At 45.8% G+C, this 20,164-nt stretch carries 18 protein-coding genes and 1 riboswitch; of the genes, 3 read left to right on the top strand and 15 right to left on the bottom strand.

The window, feature by feature from the left end; all coding sequences use genetic code 11:
• Positions 1 to 53: 53 nt before the first annotated feature.
• On the bottom strand, positions 54 to 1,181 hold the full coding sequence (locus BLQ53_RS15815; RefSeq protein ID WP_093728281.1) for a M20/M25/M40 family metallo-hydrolase: 1,128 nt from the start codon (positions 1,179 to 1,181) through the stop codon (positions 54 to 56).
• 95 nt (positions 1,182 to 1,276) lie between these two features.
• Between BLQ53_RS15815 and prli42 the strand changes: the two genes are divergently transcribed.
• A complete protein-coding gene (gene prli42 / locus BLQ53_RS18780) occupies positions 1,277 to 1,399 on the top strand; it encodes a stressosome-associated protein Prli42 (protein ID WP_139180894.1) in 123 nt (40 codons plus the stop codon).
• Here prli42 and BLQ53_RS15810 read toward each other — a convergent pair.
• From BLQ53_RS15810 to BLQ53_RS15760, 11 genes are all read right to left on the bottom strand, one after another.
• The gene (locus BLQ53_RS15810; protein WP_093728280.1) at positions 1,374 to 1,913 is read right to left on the bottom strand and encodes a L,D-transpeptidase; all 540 of its coding nucleotides are present in this window, start codon (positions 1,911 to 1,913) and stop codon (positions 1,374 to 1,376) included. The genes prli42 and BLQ53_RS15810 overlap by 26 nt on opposite strands.
• 30 nt (positions 1,914 to 1,943) lie before the next feature.
• A complete protein-coding gene (locus tag BLQ53_RS15805) occupies positions 1,944 to 2,927 on the bottom strand; it encodes an aromatic acid exporter family protein (protein WP_425288312.1) in 984 nt (327 codons plus the stop codon).
• A 71-nt stretch (positions 2,928 to 2,998) separates the two neighbouring features.
• A complete protein-coding gene (locus BLQ53_RS15800; protein ID WP_093728279.1) occupies positions 2,999 to 3,433 on the bottom strand; it encodes a BrxA/BrxB family bacilliredoxin in 435 nt (144 codons plus the stop codon).
• A gap of 66 nt (positions 3,434 to 3,499) precedes the next feature.
• Positions 3,500 to 4,762: a dihydrolipoamide acetyltransferase family protein gene (locus BLQ53_RS15795; RefSeq protein WP_093728278.1), complete on the bottom strand. Its 1,263-nt coding sequence runs from the start codon at positions 4,760 to 4,762 to the stop codon at positions 3,500 to 3,502.
• Between the two features lie 10 nt (positions 4,763 to 4,772).
• Complete coding sequence (locus BLQ53_RS15790) at positions 4,773 to 5,756, bottom strand: alpha-ketoacid dehydrogenase subunit beta (RefSeq protein WP_093728277.1); 984 nt, start codon at positions 5,754 to 5,756, stop codon at positions 4,773 to 4,775.
• A gap of 12 nt (positions 5,757 to 5,768) precedes the next feature.
• Positions 5,769 to 6,794: a thiamine pyrophosphate-dependent dehydrogenase E1 component subunit alpha gene (locus BLQ53_RS15785; RefSeq protein WP_425288315.1), complete on the bottom strand. Its 1,026-nt coding sequence runs from the start codon at positions 6,792 to 6,794 to the stop codon at positions 5,769 to 5,771.
• Complete coding sequence (lpdA, locus tag BLQ53_RS15780; protein ID WP_093728275.1) at positions 6,787 to 8,208, bottom strand: dihydrolipoyl dehydrogenase; 1,422 nt, start codon at positions 8,206 to 8,208, stop codon at positions 6,787 to 6,789. Before lpdA ends, BLQ53_RS15785 begins: the two co-directional genes overlap by 8 nt.
• A gap of 12 nt (positions 8,209 to 8,220) precedes the next feature.
• Positions 8,221 to 9,303 (bottom strand): butyrate kinase, encoded by a 1,083-nt coding sequence (gene buk / locus BLQ53_RS15775; protein WP_093728274.1) that lies wholly within the window; start codon positions 9,301 to 9,303, stop codon positions 8,221 to 8,223.
• 18 nt (positions 9,304 to 9,321) lie between these two features.
• Positions 9,322 to 10,416, bottom strand: a complete 1,095-nt coding sequence (locus BLQ53_RS15770) for a Glu/Leu/Phe/Val family dehydrogenase (RefSeq protein WP_093728273.1) — start codon at positions 10,414 to 10,416, stop codon at positions 9,322 to 9,324.
• A gap of 11 nt (positions 10,417 to 10,427) precedes the next feature.
• On the bottom strand, positions 10,428 to 11,330 hold the full coding sequence (locus BLQ53_RS15765; RefSeq protein WP_093728272.1) for a phosphate acyltransferase: 903 nt from the start codon (positions 11,328 to 11,330) through the stop codon (positions 10,428 to 10,430).
• A gap of 18 nt (positions 11,331 to 11,348) precedes the next feature.
• Positions 11,349 to 13,364, bottom strand: a complete 2,016-nt coding sequence (locus tag BLQ53_RS15760) for a sigma 54-interacting transcriptional regulator (protein ID WP_170829735.1) — start codon at positions 13,362 to 13,364, stop codon at positions 11,349 to 11,351.
• A gap of 96 nt (positions 13,365 to 13,460) precedes the next feature.
• Here BLQ53_RS15760 and BLQ53_RS15755 point away from each other — a divergent pair, with 96 nt between their 5' ends.
• Positions 13,461 to 15,374 (top strand): DUF294 nucleotidyltransferase-like domain-containing protein, encoded by a 1,914-nt coding sequence (locus BLQ53_RS15755; protein ID WP_093728270.1) that lies wholly within the window; start codon positions 13,461 to 13,463, stop codon positions 15,372 to 15,374.
• Entirely contained in the window at positions 15,374 to 16,120 is a 747-nt protein-coding gene (locus BLQ53_RS15750; protein WP_170829734.1) for a 3'-5' exonuclease, read from the top strand. Before BLQ53_RS15755 ends, BLQ53_RS15750 begins: the two co-directional genes overlap by 1 nt.
• A gap of 16 nt (positions 16,121 to 16,136) precedes the next feature.
• Here the strand turns inward: BLQ53_RS15750 and BLQ53_RS15745 are convergent, their stop codons facing one another.
• From BLQ53_RS15745 to BLQ53_RS15735, 3 genes are all read right to left on the bottom strand, one after another.
• Positions 16,137 to 17,486: an aspartate kinase gene (locus BLQ53_RS15745; RefSeq protein ID WP_093728268.1), complete on the bottom strand. Its 1,350-nt coding sequence runs from the start codon at positions 17,484 to 17,486 to the stop codon at positions 16,137 to 16,139.
• A 324-nt stretch (positions 17,487 to 17,810) separates the two neighbouring features.
• A complete protein-coding gene (locus tag BLQ53_RS15740) occupies positions 17,811 to 19,142 on the bottom strand; it encodes a Na+/H+ antiporter NhaC family protein (protein ID WP_093728267.1) in 1,332 nt (443 codons plus the stop codon).
• A 54-nt stretch (positions 19,143 to 19,196) separates the two neighbouring features.
• A riboswitch (SAM riboswitch) is annotated at positions 19,197 to 19,304 on the bottom strand.
• A gap of 183 nt (positions 19,305 to 19,487) precedes the next feature.
• The gene (locus BLQ53_RS15735; protein ID WP_093728266.1) at positions 19,488 to 19,922 is read right to left on the bottom strand and encodes a DUF1801 domain-containing protein; all 435 of its coding nucleotides are present in this window, start codon (positions 19,920 to 19,922) and stop codon (positions 19,488 to 19,490) included.
• Between the last annotated feature and the right edge of the window lie 242 nt (positions 19,923 to 20,164).

Genomic DNA, 20,164 nt, shown 5'->3' with positions numbered 1-20,164 from the left:
TTCTTATTATATCATGTTTGCAAAAGAAATAGGAGGCTTGCACCTCCTATAAATCAGCCATTGGCAACCTCATGGATGATGGCAGCAACCAGTTGAGCTGTCTTGACCAATTCACCAACCGGGATCCGTTCATTGGTTGTATGGATCTCTTCATAACCGACAGATAAGTTGACTGTCGGGATACCGAATCCGGCAATCACATTAGCATCGCTTCCGCCGCCGCTGCTGGTCAGGTTACTGTCACGTCCAATCGTTTTCGCTGCAGCACGTGCTACTTCGACAACACGGTCACCCGCTTGCTGTTTATAACCGGGATATTCCACTTTGATTTCCACTTCGGCACGCGCACCCATGCTTTCAGCCGTTTGTTCGAATGCTTGCTTCATCTTCTGTACCTGTGCTTCCATTTTTCCTGCTTCCAGTGATCTTGCTTCTGCAAGGATTTCCACGTAATCGCAAACGATATTCGTCTGTTTTCCACCAGCGAAACTGCCGATATTGGCCGTTGTCTCTTCATCGATTCTGCCTAGCGGCATGTTGGAGATGGCTTTAGCTGCCACCGTGATTGCCGAAACTCCTTTTTCAGGTGCTACACCTGCATGCGCAGTCTTACCGAATACTTTGGCAATTACGGACGCACGCGTGGGAGCAGCCACAACAATATCACCTACCGGGCCATCACTATCTATCGCGTATCCGAATGAAGCAGTCAGCAAGGACGCATCAAGTGCCCGGCTGCCGACAAGCCCGGATTCCTCGCCGGCTGTGATGACGAACTGGACTGTGCCATGCGGTATTTCCTGCTCATCATAAATTTTGATTGTTTCAAGGATTGCTGCCAGCCCTGCCTTATCATCCGCGCCAAGAATCGTCGTACCATCACTGGTGATGTATCCGTCTTTAATCTGTGGTTTGATTCCTTTGCCGGGTACGACTGTGTCCATATGGGATGTGAAATAGATTGTTTCAGCAGAATCGATATTCCCCTGCCAAGTGCAAACAAGGTTATTTGCGCCGTGACCTGTTTCTTTCATCGAATCATCTTCCTGGACTTTTACACCCAAGTCGGTGAATTTCTTTTTCAGTACTTCGGCTATTTCCTTTTCATCACCAGTTTCCGAGTCGACTTGAACCAATTCCAGGAACTCTTCGACTAAACGATCTTCATTGATTTTGATCATGATTATGTACTCCTATTCTATTTATTGGTTTCTCCTTGTCCCCTTAGCTGCTTCGCTGTACAATGGACATAAACAGATAAGGGGGCCCCTTAACATTGGCTAAACAAAAGAAAAAAAGATCAAAGCAAAGTGTCGCCATGAAATTCATGGTTTACTTGATGATTTTCACAATGCTCATTTCCACATTGGCAATCAGCCTGAGCTATCTTGTCTTTTAATAGACAAAATAGCTCCGTCTTCTTTCCCGATTGCCTCAAAAGACTTCCAGCCTGTCACAATACGCACCTTTGTCCCTAATGGAACTTGTTCGTATAACTCCTCTACATCACTATTCCGCATACGGATGCAGCCGGCCGAAACACGGGTACCGATCGACTCAGGCCTGTTCGTTCCGTGAATACCGAAAGTACGCCCTTGCGTATCGTTGGCATTGAAGCCGATCCATCTGCTGCCGAGCGGATTGTCTTTATCCCCGCCGGGGATTCCTTTCCGCGAATAACCCGGGTATTCCGTCTTGAAAAGGGTCAGGAATATCCCTTCCGGCGTCGATTCCGGCTTCTTTCCTGTCGCGACCGGATAAACCTTGACCACTTTTCCTTCATTCACGAATGCAAGCTGATTCGTCGTTTTATTGACGATGATGAGCGGGCTTCCGGGCACGGGATTCTCACCGAATGGCCATAACGGAGACAAAATGGTCAGACAGGTGAAGGCAATGAGCAGCGAACGCATTAGACATCCCTCTTTTACATGGTGATGTCCTTATTGTTGCACCTTCTGTCTAATTCTATGTTGCACATCGCTTTCTTTGAACGATTGCTTCAACTCCAGATAATTCTCCATTTCGTACAACAACTGAAACAAATGAGCACGCGTCTCGAATTCTTCCCTCGTCTTCGGCAGAGGATCTTCATCGAAGGACTCCCGTAAAGCATTCAGTTCCTCCAAGAATAAAACAGCGGTATTACCGGGATGGACCGAATCAGCCAGACCGGAAAAGAAATGGGCTAGCTGCTCGCATTGCGAATAGGATGTTTCCGGGAGCTTGCTTACAAGAGGCAAAATCCGTTTCAGGATGGCGAATTGCTTCGTGCGCATCTCGAAATAATCATGGTACGGATGCTCCGATCTGAGCACATGGTTCTCCACATCCCTGCCAACTAGTTGATTCGCTTCTTTCAGGATCTTTTCGGTCTGTGTGATTTCTTCTCCGGCCCATGATTGATCCCCTTCCCGGAGATACAGGGCAATTTCTTTCAGAATCTTGGTAAAATTCCGTTCCAGTATGACCTGCTTCCGCCGGATTGTAGCTTCCAGGCTGGGCATATACAAGTTCACGATGAGTGCCACCCCAATCCCGACTGAAATAAGGATGAGTTCATTCACAATCAAATCGAGCGTAATCTCATGGGAATTATATAAATGCAAAATGATGACTGCACTTGATACAATACCTGGCGAGACACGCAGCATCACAGTGATCGGAATGAAAACGAGCAGCAATATTCCAATACTTATTGGATGAAAGCCGATTGTCTCAAAAAGCAAGAATGACAGAATGATTGCCAGTAGGCAGGCGGCCACTCGATGCCAAGCAGCCAGAAAAGATTTCTTTCTCGTCACTTGGGTGCACAGAATCGTCAGGATACCTGCCGACACACTGTTATCCAGCTGCAGAAGCTCCGCTATCCATATCGCCAGCGGTGTCCCAACCGCCGTTTTGATCGTTCGGTAACCTATTTTCACAATGGTGCTCCTCGTCAAATTTGATCACAATCAGAATAGCCCCTCATCCAAAAGGATGGGGACCACTTCAATTAAACTTCTTCACAATGCTCATCGAACAATGATTGCAGTCTGCTGACTACCTCCATTGGCTCATGGCCTTCGATGTCATGCCGTTCGATCATCGTAACGATCTCGCCGTCTTTCAAAAAGGCAAATGACGGTGAGCTTGGCGGGAAGCCAGTAAAATATTCCCTTGCTCTTTCGGTTGCTTCTTTATCCTGCCCAGCGAAAACCGTCACCAGCTGGTCTGGACGTTTGTCATAATGCAGGCTGTGTGCAGCTGCCGGGCGAGCAATTCCGCCGGCACACCCGCAGACGCTGTTGATCATGACAAGAGTCGTTCCGGATTTTTTGAGCGTGGAATCCACTTCCTCCGGTGTTGTCAACTCCATATACCCTGCATCGGTAAGGTCCTTCCTAGCAGTCGTTACGATATCGTTCATAAACATTCTGAAATCTGCCATCGGTATTCCTCCTTTTACACTAGTTCAAGTGTATCAGCAATTCCAGACTCTTTCAATTTCTATACTTCAGTAAATCGGCATTGTCGATTCGGATACGTTCTCGAGAATTTCTTTGACCCTCGCCATGAACTGACCGCAAATCAAACCATCCAGCACACGGTGATCAAGACTGAGACATAAATTCACCATGTCACGAGCGGCGAACATATCATTGATGATCACTGGACGCTTCACGATCGATTCCACTTGCAGGATTGCCGCTTGCGGATGATTGATGATTCCCATGCTTTGAACCGAACCGAAAGAACCTGTGTTATTGACGGTGAATGTACCGCCTTGCATGTCAGCAGCAGTCAGTTTGCCGGCGCGGGCCTTTTTCGCAAGGTTCGTAATCTGCTTTGCGATGCCTTTGACACTCAGATCATCTGCAGATTGGATAACCGGTACAAATAGCTCCTGCTCTTTCGCAACCGCAATGGAAATATTGACTTCATCATGCTGAATGATTTTATCACCCGCCCAAGAGCTGTTCAGCTGCGGGAATTCTTTCAGTGCCTGCGCGACAGCTTTAACGAAGAAAGCAAAGAATGTCAGCGAATATCCTTCTTTTTCTTTGAATGCATCCTTTACTTTATTGCGGTAAGCAACCAGGTCGGTAACATCCACTTCCACCATCATCCAAGCATGCGGGATTTCTGTCGCTGCTTTCACCATATTGTTGGCAATGGCTTTTCTTACGCCGGAAACCGGTATAGCATTGCCGGTAGCCATTGTTTGTGTTTTTTCAACCGCTTCTGCTTTTTGCGGTACAGATGATTCTGTAACAGCTGCAGTTGGCTTGGATTCTGCTTGTTTTTGCGGCCTTTCTCCGGATGCGATGATTGCTTCGACATCTTTGCGCGTGATTCGTCCGCCTTTTCCACTGCCTGTAATTGCAGTCAGATCCAGATCATGCTCCTGTGCAAGGCGCATGACTGCCGGCGAATAGCGTGACTTCATCGCTATATCTGCTGCCGGGCTGTTTGATCCCGAGTCTGTTTCTGTTACAGCAGGAGAAGATGTATCTGCTTCATGGTTCTCTCCAGTTTCTTCTGTTTCAATGGTACAGATCAGTGCTCCGACTTCGACTGTGTCCCCTTCTGCAGCAACCAATTCTTTGATTACGCCAGTGAAACTGCTTGGGATTTCTGCATTGACTTTATCTGTCATCACTTCGGCAATGGCATCATATTTGCTGACTTGATCGCCTGGTTTGACGAGCCATGTGCTGATTGTACCTTCTGTTACACTCTCGCCGAGTTTTGGCATTGTTATTTTCTCTATCATCATTACACCTCGTTTAGAATTCCGCTAATTCGCGCATGGCTGCTTCCACTTTTGCTGGATTGACCATGAAGTATTTTTCTGTACTAGGCGCATAAGGCATCGCTGGCACATCGGGTGCTGCCAGTCGCTGAATCGGGGCATCCAGATCAAAGAGACAGTTTTCACCGATGATGGCTGCCACTTCACCGATAATGGAGCCTTCTTTGTTGTCTTCTGTGATAAGAAGGACTTTACCAGTCTTCGAGGCTGCCTCGATGATTGCTTCTTTATCAAGCGGATAAACGGTGCGCAAGTCGAGGATATGCGCGTCGATGCCTTCTGCTGCAAGCTTTTCGGCTGCCTGCAGTGCAAAATGAACACATAATCCGTATGTGATCACCGTAATATCGGAACCTTCACGCTTTACATCGGCTTTTCCGATCGGCAACGTATAGTCCTCAGCTGGTACTTCACCTTTGATGAGGCGGTAAGCCCTTTTATGCTCAAAGAACAACACCGGATCCGGATCTTGGATGGCAGCTTTCAAGAGACCTTTTGCATCATAAGGCGTGGAAGGCATGACGATTTTAAGGCCTGGCTGGTTGGCGAACACTGCCTCCACGGATTGGGAGTGATACAAAGCACCATGTACACCGCCGCCATAAGGTGCACGGATGGTGACCGGACACGTCCAGTCGTTATTGGAACGATATCGGATTTTTGCTGCTTCTGAGACAATTTGGTTGACTGCCGGCATGATGAAGTCAGCGAATTGCATTTCAGCAATTGGCTTCAAGCCATACATGGCAGCACCTACTGCAACTCCGGCAATCGCCGATTCCGCAAGTGGTGCATCCAGTGTGCGTTCTGCTCCGAATGTATCATACAAACCATCGGTAGCCCGGAATACTCCGCCTCTTTTTCCGACATCTTCTCCTAATACGAATACTTTTTCATCTGCTTCCATTTCTTCACGCATCGCCTGCGTGATAGCCTGGATATAGGACATTACTGGCATCGTTTCTCCCCCTTAATCGGCATACACATGAAGCAGTGCGGATTCCGGCTCCGGATCTTTGGCATGCTCAGCATAGTCTGTTGCTTCATTGACGATTTGTTTGATTTCTTCTTCCATCTGGTTCTCCAGTTCCTCAGACAATACACCTGTTTCGCGCAAGTATGCTCCGAATGTCAGCAAACCATCTTTCTTGCGTGCTTCCTCGACTTCTTGCTTTTCACGGTAAGTCATATCGTCATCATCACTGGAATGCGGTGTGAGGCGGTATCCGACTGTCTCGATGAGCGTTGGACCTTCCCCATTCAATGCTCGTTCCCGCGCTTCTTTGACAGTTTGATACACGGCCAATGGGTCGTTACCATCAATTGTGAAGCCCGGCATACCGTACCCTTGTGCCCGATCGGATACATTCACGCAGCCAAGCTGTTTTTCCTGCGGTACACTGATGGCATATTTATTGTTCTGTACCATAGTGATCACGGGCAGTTTATGGACACCAGCGAAGTTTAATCCTTCATGGAAATCACCTTGGTTGGAGGAACCTTCTCCCAAAGTCACAAAACTGACAAGCTGTTTCTTTTCCATTTTGGCCGCTAAAGCGAAACCGACAGCATGCGGCACCTGCGTCGTTACCGGTGAAGAACCAGTGACGATGCGGGAAGCTTTTTTCCCAAAGTGACCCGGCATCTGCCGTCCGCCCGAGTTGGGATCCTCTGCTTTAGCAAATGCCGATAGCATGAGATCCTTTGCTGTCATACCGAATGGCATCACCAGTCCTAAATCACGGTAGTACGGCAAAAGATAATCAATATCCTTATCCAATGCCAAGGCAGCCCCGACTTGCGCTGCTTCCTGTCCTTGACACGAAATGACAAACGGAATCTTGCCGGCCCTGTTCAACAGCCACATCCGCTCATCCACTCTTCTTGCCAGGAGCATCCATCTATACATTTCCAAAACTTTTTCGTCTGATATTCCAAGAGAAGCATGTCTCGTTTCTGACATCGCCGCTCCCCCTTTCTTCAATATCTCAACCATGAATCTGATTTCCGTCGACCGCAAGTGCCGCTTCCCCGATGATTTCCGCTAATGTCGGATGCGGGTGGATACTCTGACCTATTTCCCATGGCGTTGCATCCAGTAGTTTGGCTAGTGCCGCTTCTGAGATCATGTCTGTCACATGCGGACCGATCATATGAACACCAAGCAGGTCATTCGTCTTCTCGTCGGCGATGATTTTCACAAAGCCTTCCGTCTCACCATATACCAATGCTTTTCCGATTGCCTGGAAACTCATTTTCCCTGTCTTGACTGCATAACCTCCCGTTTTCGCTTGCGCTTCTGTCAAACCGACGCTTGCTGTTTCCGGGTAGCTATAGACACATGCAGGAACCATGCTGTAATCCAGCGCATCGGTCTGGACGCCGGCAATGTGCTCGACGGCGATAATGCCTTCCCTGGAAGCAACATGTGCCAGCTGCATACCGCCGATTACGTCTCCGATCGCATACATGTGGGATTCATTCGTCTGATAAAAATTGTTCGTCTTTATGTAGCCTTGTTCTGTCAGTTGAATATCGGTGTTTTTCAATCCGATATCCCCAACATTTGCCGAACGGCCGACAGACACGAGAATTTTATCAGAGACGAAAAACTGCTCCTCCCCATTCATTAGCGCTTTGACCGTCACTTGGCTGTCATCCGCCGCGGCACTCTCCACTTGTACATTCGTGTGGATGGAAATACCGCGCTTTTTAAGCTGCTTAAACATTTCTTTACTGATTTGTTCGTCCTCTGTCGGCAGGATGCGATCCTGGTATTCCAATATCGTCACCTTTGTACCAAGATCATGAAGCAAGGATGCCCACTCGATACCGATGACTCCTCCGCCGATGATCGTCATGCTCTCCGGGAGTTCCGACAGAGCTAAAGCCCCTTCAGAGCTGAGGATTTTGGCTTCATCAAATTCAATGCCTGGTAAAGGTCGCGGTGAAGAACCTGTTGCCACAATCACATTCTTTGGAACCAATATTTCGTTTTCACTTCCATCGGCAAATTCAACAGAAATGGTACCTGCCGTCGGAGAGAAGATGGATGGCCCGAGGATTCTTCCGTATCCTTGGAAAACATCGATTTTTCCTTTTTTCATTAAATGCTGAACCCCTCGGTGCAGCTGATCGATGATAGCTTCTTTCCTTTGTTGCACGTCTGCAAAATTCAAGCTTAGATCTGATGTATGTATACCAAAAGCTGCTGCTTCCTTCGTTTGCCGGTACACTTCTGCTGATCGGAGCAACGCCTTGGATGGTATGCATCCTCTATGCAAGCACGTTCCGCCGAGCTCAGCTTTTTCTACAATCGCCGTCTTCAAGCCCAGCTGGGAAGCACGGATGGCGGCCACATATCCGCCGGTACCGCCTCCTAAGATGACAATGTCATATTCTCTTACCATTGTTACTGCCTCCTATACGGCATAAATTTTAGCCGTTTCTTCTTTCCGCATGACACGAAGCGCACCTTCTGTCAAGGCACGAAGCTCATTCTCACCTGGATACACAAGCACATCGGCGATCCAGCTGACCCGGTCCTTCAGCATGGAAATGAATAAATCATCATGCGCAAGCCCGCCAGTCACTGCAATCGCATCGACATCGCCCGACAGGACAACACCCATGGCGCCGACTTCCTTCGCGGTCTGATAAACCATACCTTCGAAGATGTACCTTGCTTCTTGGTCACCCTTCTTGATTCGGTCGGCAATAAGCCGTCCGTCGTTTGTTCCTAGATAACCCATGAACCCGCCCTTGGTCGTAAGCATTTTCATCAATTCATCTTTTGTATATTCATCGCTTACAGCCATCTCGATTAAATCACCAGCAGGAACCGTCCCTGCACGTTCCGGAGTGTATGGTCCTTCCCCGCTCAAACCATTGTTCACATCGATGACGCGACCATGATGATGCGCACCGACAGTAATGCCGCCGCCAAGATGCACGACGATGATATTTGCTTCCCCATAGCTCTTTTCCTTTGCAGCTGCAGCTTTGCGGGCGATGGCTTTATGATTTAAAGCGTGAAAGATACTTTTTCGTTCTACACCAGGCAAGCCGGAGAGCCGTGCGAGTGGAGCAAGTTCATCCACTACGACCGGATCGGTAATGAAGGCCGGGATATGAAGGCTGCTTGCGATTTCATAAGCAATGAGTCCTCCAAGATTGGAGGCATGCTCGCCGTTATAGCCTGTTTTTAAATCGGCAAGCATCGCTTCGTTCACGCGGTATGTACCACCTTCAAGTGGTCGGAGCAAACCGCCGCGTGCGCAAACTGCAGTCAACTTGGATACATTGATGCCTTCAAAATCCAATGCATCCAAGATGATTTGTTTCCGAAATTGATACTGATCCATAATTTTCTCATACCCGCCGATATCTTCTAAATCATGGCGGATCACTCGTTCAAAAATGTTATGCTCGTCATCAAACACACCAATTTTCGTGGAAGTAGAACCTGGATTGATCGCTAAAATACGGTTTTCTGCTGTTGGCACGCGGTTTCCCCCTTGTCATTATCTTCTGCTTAAAGTATGATGGCCGTTACGCAGGAATTGGCTTCTTGATCTGCGCATCGTTTCGATTCTTTCCTCAGCCATTCTGTCAGCTGCAAGGCTTGTCGGGATTTCATCACGTTTTGCGATTTCGAATACCCGCTGCAGGCTATCGTAGATAGTTTCTACTTTGCGGAGGGCACGCTCCCTGTTGTAGCCATGCAATTCATCCTCGACATTGATGACACCGCCGGAATTGATGACATAGTCAGGTGCATAGACGATGCCTCGTTCAAACAAAATCTGTCCATGATGTTCTTCCTTGAGCTGGTTGTTGGCAGCACCGGCTACTACTTTTGCTTTCAGTACCTTCAATGTATCATCATTGATCACTGCGCCCAACGCACAAGGAGCAAAGATATCACATTCGACACCATAGATATCATCCGGATCCACTGCAGTAGCTCCAAATGCTTCCACTGCTTTTTGGACTGCTTCTTTATTGATATCTGTCACGATCAGTTTGGCACCTTCTGCATGCAGGTGCTCACACAGTGCATAAGCGACATTACCTATACCTTGGACGGCAACCGTTTTTCCTTCCAAGCTATCATCGCCAAATGCTTCTTTGGCAGATGCTTTGATTCCTTTATATACACCATAGGCAGTAACAGGAGACGGATTGCCTGATGATCCGGATTCAGCGGAAATACCGGTAACGAAATCTGTTTCCGTATGGATCAGTTCCATATCTTCGACTGTTGTACCGACATCTTCAGCTGTGATGTAACGGCCATTCAAGGATTGCACATAACGACCGAAAGCACGGAACATCGCTTCGTTTTTATCTTTTTTCGGGTCACCGATGATGACAGTTTTTCCGCCGCCTAGATTCAGTCCAGCAGCAGCATTTTTATACGTCATGCCTTTTGCCAATCGTAAAGCATCAATGATTGCCTCTTCTTCTGTTGCATATGTCCACATTCTCGTACCGCCAAGAGCAGGGCCGAGTGTTGTGTCATGGATTGCGATGATTGCCTTCAAACCGGATTCTTTGTCCTGACATAGGACTAGTTGTTCGTAATCGTATTGTTCCAATGTTTCAAAGATTTTCATCTTATTTCCTCCTAGGCAAGGGATGCTGCCGCAAGCGCGAAGCATATTGCATAATATTTACTCGTGCTGTCATCTGCACGGGATGTAAGGATGACAGGTGTTTTTGTTCCGACGAGCAAAGAGGCACTTACTGCCCCTGCTGCATAGGTAAATGATTTATAGAGCATATTTCCGCTTTCGATTTCCGGGACTAGCAGGATATCCGTATCTCCTGCAACAGCTGAATCGATTTTCTTGGTAGCAGCCGACTGGGCAGACAACGCAGCATCCAATGCGAGCGGACCATCTATTTGGCAATGTTCAAGCTGACCACGCTGCTGCATGACTGTTAGCAGCGCAGCATCCGTCGTTGCCGGCATGGCCGGATTCACCTTTTCTGTGGCTGCAAGAACAGCAACTTTCGGTGCCGAGTGGAGCATCTTATAAAAAACAGATACAGCGTTGGTCAAGATTTTTTTCTTTACCTCTATCGATGGTGCGATATTGATTCCCGCATCCGTCAAAAAAAGCAGTTTATGATAAGAAGGAATATCGAATATAGCCAACTGTGACAGGATACTTCCGGACTTGATCATCGATTTGTCCTTCAATATCTTTCCTGCCAATACATCCGTACTGACAATACCTTTCATCAGTAAATCCGCCTTATCCGATTTCCAAGCTTCTATTGCCATATCTGCTGCCCGATCTGCAGTCGAGGCGTGAATACAGGTGATCCTATCTTCACTCAGTCCTTCTTCCTTCATGAAACGTTTTAAACGGTCGATATCCCCATACAGTAAAAAGGATGCCAACTGCTGATCGACAGCATTCTTCACTGCTTTAAGAATGGATGGGTCATCTGCTGCCGCAATTGCTATCGTACTCCCCCGCTTTGTGGCTGCCATCTTTTCAAGAGCGGTAAATTTATGCATCGTATTCTTCCTTCCCCATTACGAAAAATCTTGCATGCCACTTCTATCAAAATCATACTTATCCATCTTATAGTAAAGATTCCGGATTGATACACCTAGTTGATCCGCTGTCGCTTTCTTATTGTAGTCATTCGCTCGCAAGGCAGATTCTATCAGTTGCTTCTCCAACATTTCCACTTGTTCCTGCAGGGTTCCTGCCTTTGATGGGCTATCACCCGGGGAAATCTGGAGATGTTTTGGCAGGATGACATGTTCGGTCTTCTCCATGAATGTCATCGCTTGCACTACCGCTGTTTCCAATTCTTTTACATTATGGGTCCATTTCTTTTCTTTCAATACATCAATTGAAGGTTCAGAGATCGATTGAACTGAAGACTGAAGCAAGTGATTTTGCTTGTGGACGATTGTGGATAACAACCCTGCGAAATCCTTCCTCCGTTCAGCCAAGCTTGGAATATATATTGTGATTCGTTTCAATTTCTCGAAAAACGGCTCATGAAATCGTTTCTCAAAAACTGCCCTTTCCAAAGGATGACGTGCACTTACAATAATCCTTACATCCACCGTTTTCGTTTTACCGGAAGCAAGCTTCAGTTCACCTGTATCCATGAAATCCGATACCTTTTGCTGTATTCGGAGCGGCATACTATCGACATCATCAAGGAAAAGAGTCCCGCCATCACTTTTTTCGATCATCCCGGTTGCATGACTGCCACGCAGGGATCCGAATAGTTGTTTCTCCAAAAGCTCTTCTTTGCCGATTGTACAATCGATGCGAATGTACGGCCGATGGCGTCTTTTGCTTTCATTATGGATGATGGCAGCAAACATCCCTTTTCCCACACCGGCATCGCCGCGCAAAAGACAAGGTGCGTCAGCATTGACAGCGAATTTGACCTGCTCAAGTGTCACTTGCATGCTATCCGAATCGGAAACGACATCCTTCAGCGTGTATTTGTTTTCCAGACTTCGGATGATTTTACGGGCGCGCTGCACTTCATCCTGCAATTCATGCAGTTCCGAAATATCATGCAGGACGCCGACACTTCCCCGCAGCTTTCCATCGACAATGATCGGAGCCGCATTGACCATCATTTCCTTCCCATGTTTCCCGACCCGCATCCTGGCCCCTGCAGCTGGTCTGCGTGTCCGAAGAACCTGCATATGCAAACTCTCCCCTTCCATGATATCCGTCACCGCCGGTTTTCCGACAATTTGCTCCGGTGTATAGCCAGTGAGCCTTGTGTAGGCTGGATTGACAATCAAACCGATACCATTTTCATCAACGACACTGATCGCCTCCTGCGAAGCGTCAATGATTGCTTCCAGCATCGATTTCACTTCCCGGGCATCGGTAAGTTTTTCGGCAAGGGCAACGATGTCGGCCGTTTTCTTCATCACCATGAAAGCCCCTGTCACCGCCTCCTGATCATTTTCAAGCGGCGCACAGGTATAGACAATCTGGTTGCCGTTCTCTAGCGTGAGCTGTTCATCCACAAAACGCTCTCTTGTCCGGATGGTTTCGGGAAGCCTTGAATCGGGTAGTAGATTTTCTATGGGTGTCCCTATTAGCTGGGGTTTCTTTTTGCCAAGCAGTTTTTCAGCTGCTTCGTTTACATACATAATCTCGTCCCGGCGATCGATGCACAGGACCCCCTCATGCAAGTACTCCAGCGTTTTACTGCGAAATTGCTGGTTATTATATGTAGAAATTTTCTCTGTATCTTCTTTAGATGCGAATGCAAGCATCAGTTGTGCACTTTGTCCAGATATGATCTCTGCCTTGCAGTTTGTCGGATCAAGATAATCTGCCAGTCTTTCTGAGGTTTCCAGCACAAAGTCGACCTGCTCAAGCGATTCTGCCGTCACGTCTTTCCAAAGTGGGATATTCAGTCGTTCTGCTTGATATTTTATAATCGGGCTCGGGCTTTTAACGGCCAAACCGGCTATCCGGAAAGACTCTGATCGCTGGAACAGTTTAATTAATTGAACTGCTTCCTCTCCGGCACCAATAATGAGTAAATGTTTCAACATGATCACATCCTGCAAAGTTTTGCACATATATAGCGTATACTACCCTGCAGAAATTAGCAATAATAAGATTTTTGACATGCAAGGAGTGACTTTAACTTGAAAGAACTAGCTGTATTATACGCTAAGACCCTGCCATTTTCCCTTTTAGAGGTCAAAGAAAGAATTGCTTTATTTGACCAGGCAGAAATTAAGGAATTCCAAATAAATGAATATATCATTACTGCAAACGAAGACGCCGCTCATACTAGCGTGCATTATTTTGTAGCAGGTGTTGCAAAAAATTTCATTTATCAAGCTAACGGAAAACAAGTTGCCGTCCGATATGATTATCCAGGTGATTTAGCCGGGCTTTTAACAGTATTGGCTCAAGAAGAAATGCAAATTGCAGTACAAGCAGCTGAAAATACGAAATCGATCGCTTTCCCAAAGGCAAGTTTCCAGCAGGCAATGCAGCAGAACGCCCACTTTTCTCATGCAATTTTCGAGAGAGTCAGTCAATTGATGAAAAGCTTGTATGAGGAAGTAAAGTACAAAACAAGCGATCTGTCTGACCAAACGGAACCTGCCCTTTACAAGAAAAGGGTGTCCAGCTTCATGGAGCGCCCTGTTTTCATACATCCAGAAGAAACAGTCTATGCAGCGGCAGAACTGCTCCAAAACGCTGAAATGGAAGGAATTGCCGTAAGCAGGAACAAACAGGATATCGAAGGAATGATCGGATATCGGCAAATATTCGACGCCTTGAAAAATGGCAGAATGGATGCGCCAGCGGGACAGATCATGAACAAAGACTATTACTTTGTGCAGGAACACGATTTCATTTATGATGCTCTATCGTATTTGAAACATCATCCCGCAGCCGCTATACCAGTGCTGCACCGAAATCGGGCAGTCGGATTTATTCGTCAGTCCTCTTTCCTGAACGTTTCGAACAGTGTTTATTTCGAGCTCACATACAGGGTTGCCAACGCTGATTCAATCGAAACATTGGCCAGCCTAAGCCCTATGAACAATAAGCAATTCCAGCTGTTCATTCAACAACTCGTGGACGAACGCATGTATGGCTATGACATTGCCGAACTGATTTCCAGTTATAATGATCGATTGCACCGTCAGGTTATCGAGCTCGCTGAAAGGGAAATGGTATCAGAAGGCTATGGCCGCCCGAAAATAAACTACTGCTTTATCGTAATGGGCAGTGAAGGCCGGAAAGAACAAGGGTTCAGCACCGACCAAGACAACGGGATCATTCTTGCTGATTATGATGAATTGAAGCACAAAGACGAAATAGAAAGTTATTTCGAAAGATTGACAGCAAAAATCAACCACATGCTGGATGCCTGTGGCTTCCCTCTATGCAGCGGTGGAATCATGGCCAAGGAAAAGAAATGGCGGCATTCCTTGTCACAATGGTCGGATATGATCGATGATTGGCTGCGAAATCTGGATGCCCAGGAAGTACGGGATTTTACGATTTTCATTGATTTCCGGCCAGTATACGGTGATTTCGATCTGGCATTTAAACTTCGCCGGAAATTGACACATAGCATGCAGCATGCCGCTAGACTACAACCGATGCTGATACATGATACATTGCAAATCCGCGTTCCTTTGCAAGCATTCGGGCGTGTTTCCACCAGTTCGAAAGAAAGATACTTGAATTTGAAACAATCTGCCATGATGCAGATTGTCAACGCTGTACGCGTTTATGCTGTCGGTTATGGTATAGAAGATGTCCATACGATCCGTCGGCTTCATAACCTGACATCGAATGATCATATGTCCAAAAATGACACAGACATGGCTGCACAGGCACTTCATGAATTACTCATTTTCCGTTTAAAGCTGAACTTGCAGCAGCTGGAGGCAGGCCAACCGCTTTCTACACAGATTTCATTCAAAAAACTGAACAAGTCAGAGAAGCAAACGCTTAAAAATGCCCTTGCTGCTGCCAAAGGAATGCAGCAAGGACTTGAATTGAGACTTAATAGAAATAAGGTGAACGGATGATGATCGATTTTCCGCTATTCCGTTATATACTCTATGGAAAGATTACACAGCATATAAAAAGTAAAGCACATATCAATACGCCCACCCATCAACGGCTGCATGAAAAGCTCACTGATTATCGACCGCCCCCTTCTCTTCGGAAAGTCCCTTTTGAGGAACAAATTTTTACTGTCTTCGATTTGGAAACGACCGGGATATTTCCTGACTTGGGACATGAAGTCATCTCAATCGGAGCTGTTCGCCTGAGGGGAAATGTCATTCAGTCAAATAATGCGTTCTATGAAATGGCAAAGCCGATGCTGAAGACGCCGAAGAAAATCATCAAACTTACCAAACTGGATCCTGACAAGCTAGAAGCATCGCCGTCTTTCCCGGAAGTGATGGAACGTTTCCTGGATTACAGTAAAGATACCATTCTTGTCGCCCATCCAGCTTCCTTCGATATCCGGTTCATCCAGACGATGCTGAAGTTGTATAAACTGCCGCCATTGTCATGTTACACGCTTGATTCCCAAATCATGGCGAGGATGTTTTTCAAAAGAAGGCAAAGTCGCCTGGACAGCTTAATCAGCCGCTTCCAAATCCAGCAGCTCGTTCGTCATCATGCACTGACGGATGCGAAAATGACAGCCGAAGTATTCGTTTACTTACTGAAGCTGGCTTCTGAGAGAGGTATCAACGATTATGCAGGGCTTCAGCTTCCGCTGAGTAAAATTAAAAAGAAAATCCGGACAACGCTATTATAGACGCTGTCCGGATTTTTTATTTTTGGAAAAAGGCTTTATACAATGATTGTACAGCTTCATTGATCTGATCGGCTTTGACACCAAACATCAAGGATACTTCAGAGGAGCCTTGGTTGATCATTTCGATGTTCACATTCGCATCGGTAAATGCCTTTGTCGCTGTACTGGAGACACCGATTGTTTCGATCATCCCTTCCCCGACAATCATAATCATCGCAAGATCACGGTCGATGGACACCTGATCGGCATTCAGTTCCTCTTTGAGACGGTGGACGACCACCGCTTCTTTAACCGGCGGCAGCTGACTTTCCCTGAGGATGACACTCATATCATCGATACCCGAAGGTGCATGCTCGAAGGAAATGTTTTCCTCCTCGAGTATCTGCAATAACTTCCGGCCGAAACCAAGCTCCCGGTTCATCAAGTATTTGCTGATATAGATGCTCAGGAAGCCAGTATCACTTGCAATGCCAATGACAGGATTACCTGATACTTCCCTTTTTGCAACAATCATCGTTCCCGGTGCGGAAGGATTGTTTGTGTTTTTCACGCACACAGGTATTTTCGCCTGGAACGCTGGAATCAGTGCTTCATCATGGAAGACCGAAAAACCTGCATAAGACAATTCCCGCATTTCACGGTAAGTCAATGTATTGATTTCCTTTGGATGATCAACGATATTCGGGTTCACACTGTACACGCTATCTACATCGGTGAAGTTTTCATACAATGAAGCTTTGACGCCTGCGCTTACGATGGAGCCAGTAATATCCGAACCACCCCTTGGGAATGTCGCAAGCTTCCCTTCCTTCGTATAACCGAAGAAACCAGGAATGACCAGCACACCCTCACGGTCGCGAAGTTTGTATAAAAGCTCGAAGCTCTCATCCAAAATGCGTGCACCGCCTAATTCTTCTCTCACAAGCAAACCTGCTTCTTGAGGATTCACATAGGCCGCTTGCACACCTAATTTATTGAGATATGCACTGAATACCTTGGCAAGAGAATCTTCCCCAGTCGCCTTCAATGCATCCATCTTATTCACAGCAGGAATCGAATCAGCCAGGATACCATTCAGATGGTCTGCTATCTGCTCAATAAGAATATTATCCAGCCCTAATTCCTCGACGATGGAACAAAAACGCGACAGGACTTTTTCTAACTGTGAACTGACGTCTTCCCCTTTGTTATGCGCCTCACCAATGGCAATCAGTAAATCCGTCACCTTAGTATCTGCCTTATCCCGCTTACCTGGTGCAGAAACAACGATGAACTTCCGCTCCTGATCTTCTTTCACGATTTGCGCTACTTTGCGGAGCTGCTCCGCACTTGCTACTGAACTACCACCAAATTTTGCTACCTTCATGTGTCTCTCTCCATTACGCTTTTTCTTTACATAGGTAAAATAGTATCATAGAGTTTCTCCTGCTGGCTAGATGAAAGACATAATTTTGAGAAAAAATCGACAAAGATTGTTTACATAAGTATATTATGGTTAATAAAATCTCTTTCCAAGGGGTGATTAATAATGAAGGGCGTTACATAGAACACAACATATAACGCCCTCTCTCCTTCTTCGATTATTGTCCTGATCCAATCAGAATAGAGATTGAAACCTATCTTTATCTGTGGATCTAAAATTCAATTCACTGAAAAACTGCACAGTAACAAGTCTGTGCAGTTCATTTTTTCAGGCATTATTCTTTTTTGGGTATCCGATCAGGATAGCGATGATTCCGCAGACTACAATGAGTACTGGATAGAAAGAGTATTGCAAAATGCTGACTGGTGATATTCCAGCTACGCTGGCAGCCGCCAGTATTTGACCTCCATATGGCAAAAGGCCTTGAATCGCGCAGGAGAAAATATCTAATATACTTGCAGTTTTCCGCCGTTCAATCCCATACTGATCCGCAATATTTTTAGCTAGCGGACCTGTAATCAATATAGAAATTGTATTATTGGCCGTCGATAAATCTGTGATTCCAACTAGGCCGGCAATGCTGAATTCAGCACCCTTTTTCGATTTAATCCTTCGTGTGGAAAGGTAAAGCAGATAGTCAATTCCGCCATTATATTTAATAACCTCGACCATTCCTGCTATCAATATTGCAAGAAAGGCGATTTCATACATTCCTGCCATTCCTTCGCCCATCTTTTGGAAAAGGTCCATCACATGATAACTGCCATCCACTAAACCAACAGCCCCAGCAAGAACAATACCTGACGCCAGAACAAGAAAAACATTCATTCCAGCTAAAGCAAAAACAATAACCAAAATGTAAGGAAGTATTTTTATCCAACTATAGCTTACATGCTCCACTTGTGCCGTTTCACCCATGGTGATAATACCTAAGATGATACTTGTTACAATAGCTGCCGGCAGGACAATCCAAAAGTTCACCTTAAACTTATCCTTCATTCGAACACCTTGTGATCGAACGGCAGTAATGGTCGTATCTGAGATAAAGGATAAATTATCACCAAACATGGAGCCACCAATGATTGCAGCCATTACAAGAGCCATAGAAAGATCGGTATGTTCGCTTATCCCGACTCCAATTGGTGCCAGTGCAACAATCGTACCTACTGATGTGCCCATTGCCAGGGAGATAAAGCAGGCGATGACAAACAAGCCCATGACAAGAAGGTTTTGCGGCACAAATGATAACGCAAAGTTAACAGTAGAGTCTACAGCACCCATGCCTTTTGTCACTCCTGAAAAAGCTCCAGCCAAAAGAAAAATAACGACCATTAGCATGACATTCAAGTTTCCTGCACCTTGGCAAAAAATATCAACCTTTCGCGCAAACGTTTCTTTTCGATTCATTGCCAAAGCCACAGCACCTGCAATGATAATCGCTACTATCACAGGAAACGCGTAAAAATCACCTGTAATGACCCCTGAACCAATAAACAAAATTAAAAAAACAACAAATGGGATCAGCGCCCATGGATTTCCTTTCTTCATTCTTCCACCTCCAAAATAAATGCGACAAGTCTTTTGTTGGTTTTTCCGCATAAAAAAGACCTCATCTTGACGAACAAGAAGAGGCCTTATAATTATAAAACACTCCTCTTATCTACCAAGCATCGGCTTGCTGGATTTGGCACAGCAACTTAATCACTAAGTTCCGCTGCCGAGATCTCATCGGGCCAGTCCCTCCATCTCTCTTAATAAGAAGAAAAATCCTATTTTTTTGTCGCAATAAATTAGAGAATACAGGATTTGCATTCCTATATCAACAAAAATTTTATGGGTATTTATTACTTTTTGAGGATTGATGAATATATTAAAAGAACATCACTCTATTTCAACGAAAAAAAGCTGTCCAGTTTTGGGCAGCTTTTTTCCGTGCTTGCTTTTCTAAGATTCAGGATACATCTTTCTAAGAAAAACAACAGAATCCCGAATCAATTGTTTCAGGACAACTACGTCAATATTTGCGATTTTGTTTATATACACACATGCTTTTCCAGTCTTGTGCTTCCCAAATTTCTGTAACAGCACTTCTCTCCCCGGTTCACCTGGAGCTAGATAAAGACTGATATTGGCTTTTCTTGGAGAGAATCCCACAAGCGGAGCATCTCCTTCATGTCCGCTTCTATAACGGTAATGATAAGAACCAAATCCGATAATACTCGTACCCCACATTTTCGCTTCATAGCCCGTTACCTCTGTAAAAATGTCCAGCAACTTATAAGCATCTTCTCGTTTTTTTGGATTTTCAACCGCTTCAATAAACTGTGTCACACTATTGTCTGTTTCTTTTGTTTTAAGTTCATATGGCAAATTAGTCATCCTCCCAGGCACTAAAAATATCAAGCTAAGTGAAAGAAAATAGACCGTTTCCACATTACTTTCGATAAGTATCCTCCATCTCCTTTTTAAACTCACGTTACTCTTTTAGTTTACATGATCAATCAACAAAAAAAGCTGTCGAATATTGGGACTGACCCCTGTTATTGAGACAGGGATCAAAACACCTTCAAACAGCCAATTGCCGATATTGTATCGGTGATTGGTTGTTTAGTTTCGTTTGA

Source organism: Terribacillus halophilus (genome assembly GCF_900101385.1).
GTDB lineage: Bacteria > Bacillota > Bacilli > Bacillales > Amphibacillaceae > Terribacillus > Terribacillus halophilus.
The sequence above is the reverse complement of the archived record's forward strand: the minus strand, read 5'-3'. Positions and strand labels throughout refer to the sequence as shown.

Coding starts and splice junctions, on each gene's coding strand:
- BLQ53_RS15815 (WP_093728281.1), bottom strand. CDS start 1,181: ATGATCAAAATCAATGAAGATCGTTTAGTCGAAGAGTTCCTGGAATTG.
- BLQ53_RS15810 (WP_093728280.1), bottom strand. CDS start 1,913: ATGCGTTCGCTGCTCATTGCCTTCACCTGTCTGACCATTTTGTCTCCG.
- BLQ53_RS15800 (WP_093728279.1), bottom strand. CDS start 3,433: ATGGCAGATTTCAGAATGTTTATGAACGATATCGTAACGACTGCTAGG.
- BLQ53_RS15795 (WP_093728278.1), bottom strand. CDS start 4,762: ATGATGATAGAGAAAATAACAATGCCAAAACTCGGCGAGAGTGTAACA.
- BLQ53_RS15790 (WP_093728277.1), bottom strand. CDS start 5,756: ATGCCAGTAATGTCCTATATCCAGGCTATCACGCAGGCGATGCGTGAA.
- BLQ53_RS15785 (WP_425288315.1), bottom strand. CDS start 6,794: ATGGTTGAGATATTGAAGAAAGGGGGAGCGGCGATGTCAGAAACGAGA.
- lpdA (WP_093728275.1), bottom strand. CDS start 8,208: ATGGTAAGAGAATATGACATTGTCATCTTAGGAGGCGGTACCGGCGGA.
- BLQ53_RS15770 (WP_093728273.1), bottom strand. CDS start 10,416: ATGAAAATCTTTGAAACATTGGAACAATACGATTACGAACAACTAGTC.
- BLQ53_RS15765 (WP_093728272.1), bottom strand. CDS start 11,330: ATGCATAAATTTACCGCTCTTGAAAAGATGGCAGCCACAAAGCGGGGG.
- BLQ53_RS15760 (WP_170829735.1), bottom strand. CDS start 13,364: ATGTTGAAACATTTACTCATTATTGGTGCCGGAGAGGAAGCAGTTCAA.
- BLQ53_RS15750 (WP_170829734.1), top strand. CDS start 15,374: ATGATCGATTTTCCGCTATTCCGTTATATACTCTATGGAAAGATTACA.
- BLQ53_RS15745 (WP_093728268.1), bottom strand. CDS start 17,486: ATGAAGGTAGCAAAATTTGGTGGTAGTTCAGTAGCAAGTGCGGAGCAG.
- BLQ53_RS15740 (WP_093728267.1), bottom strand. CDS start 19,142: ATGCGGAAAAACCAACAAAAGACTTGTCGCATTTATTTTGGAGGTGGA.
- BLQ53_RS15735 (WP_093728266.1), bottom strand. CDS start 19,922: ATGACTAATTTGCCATATGAACTTAAAACAAAAGAAACAGACAATAGT.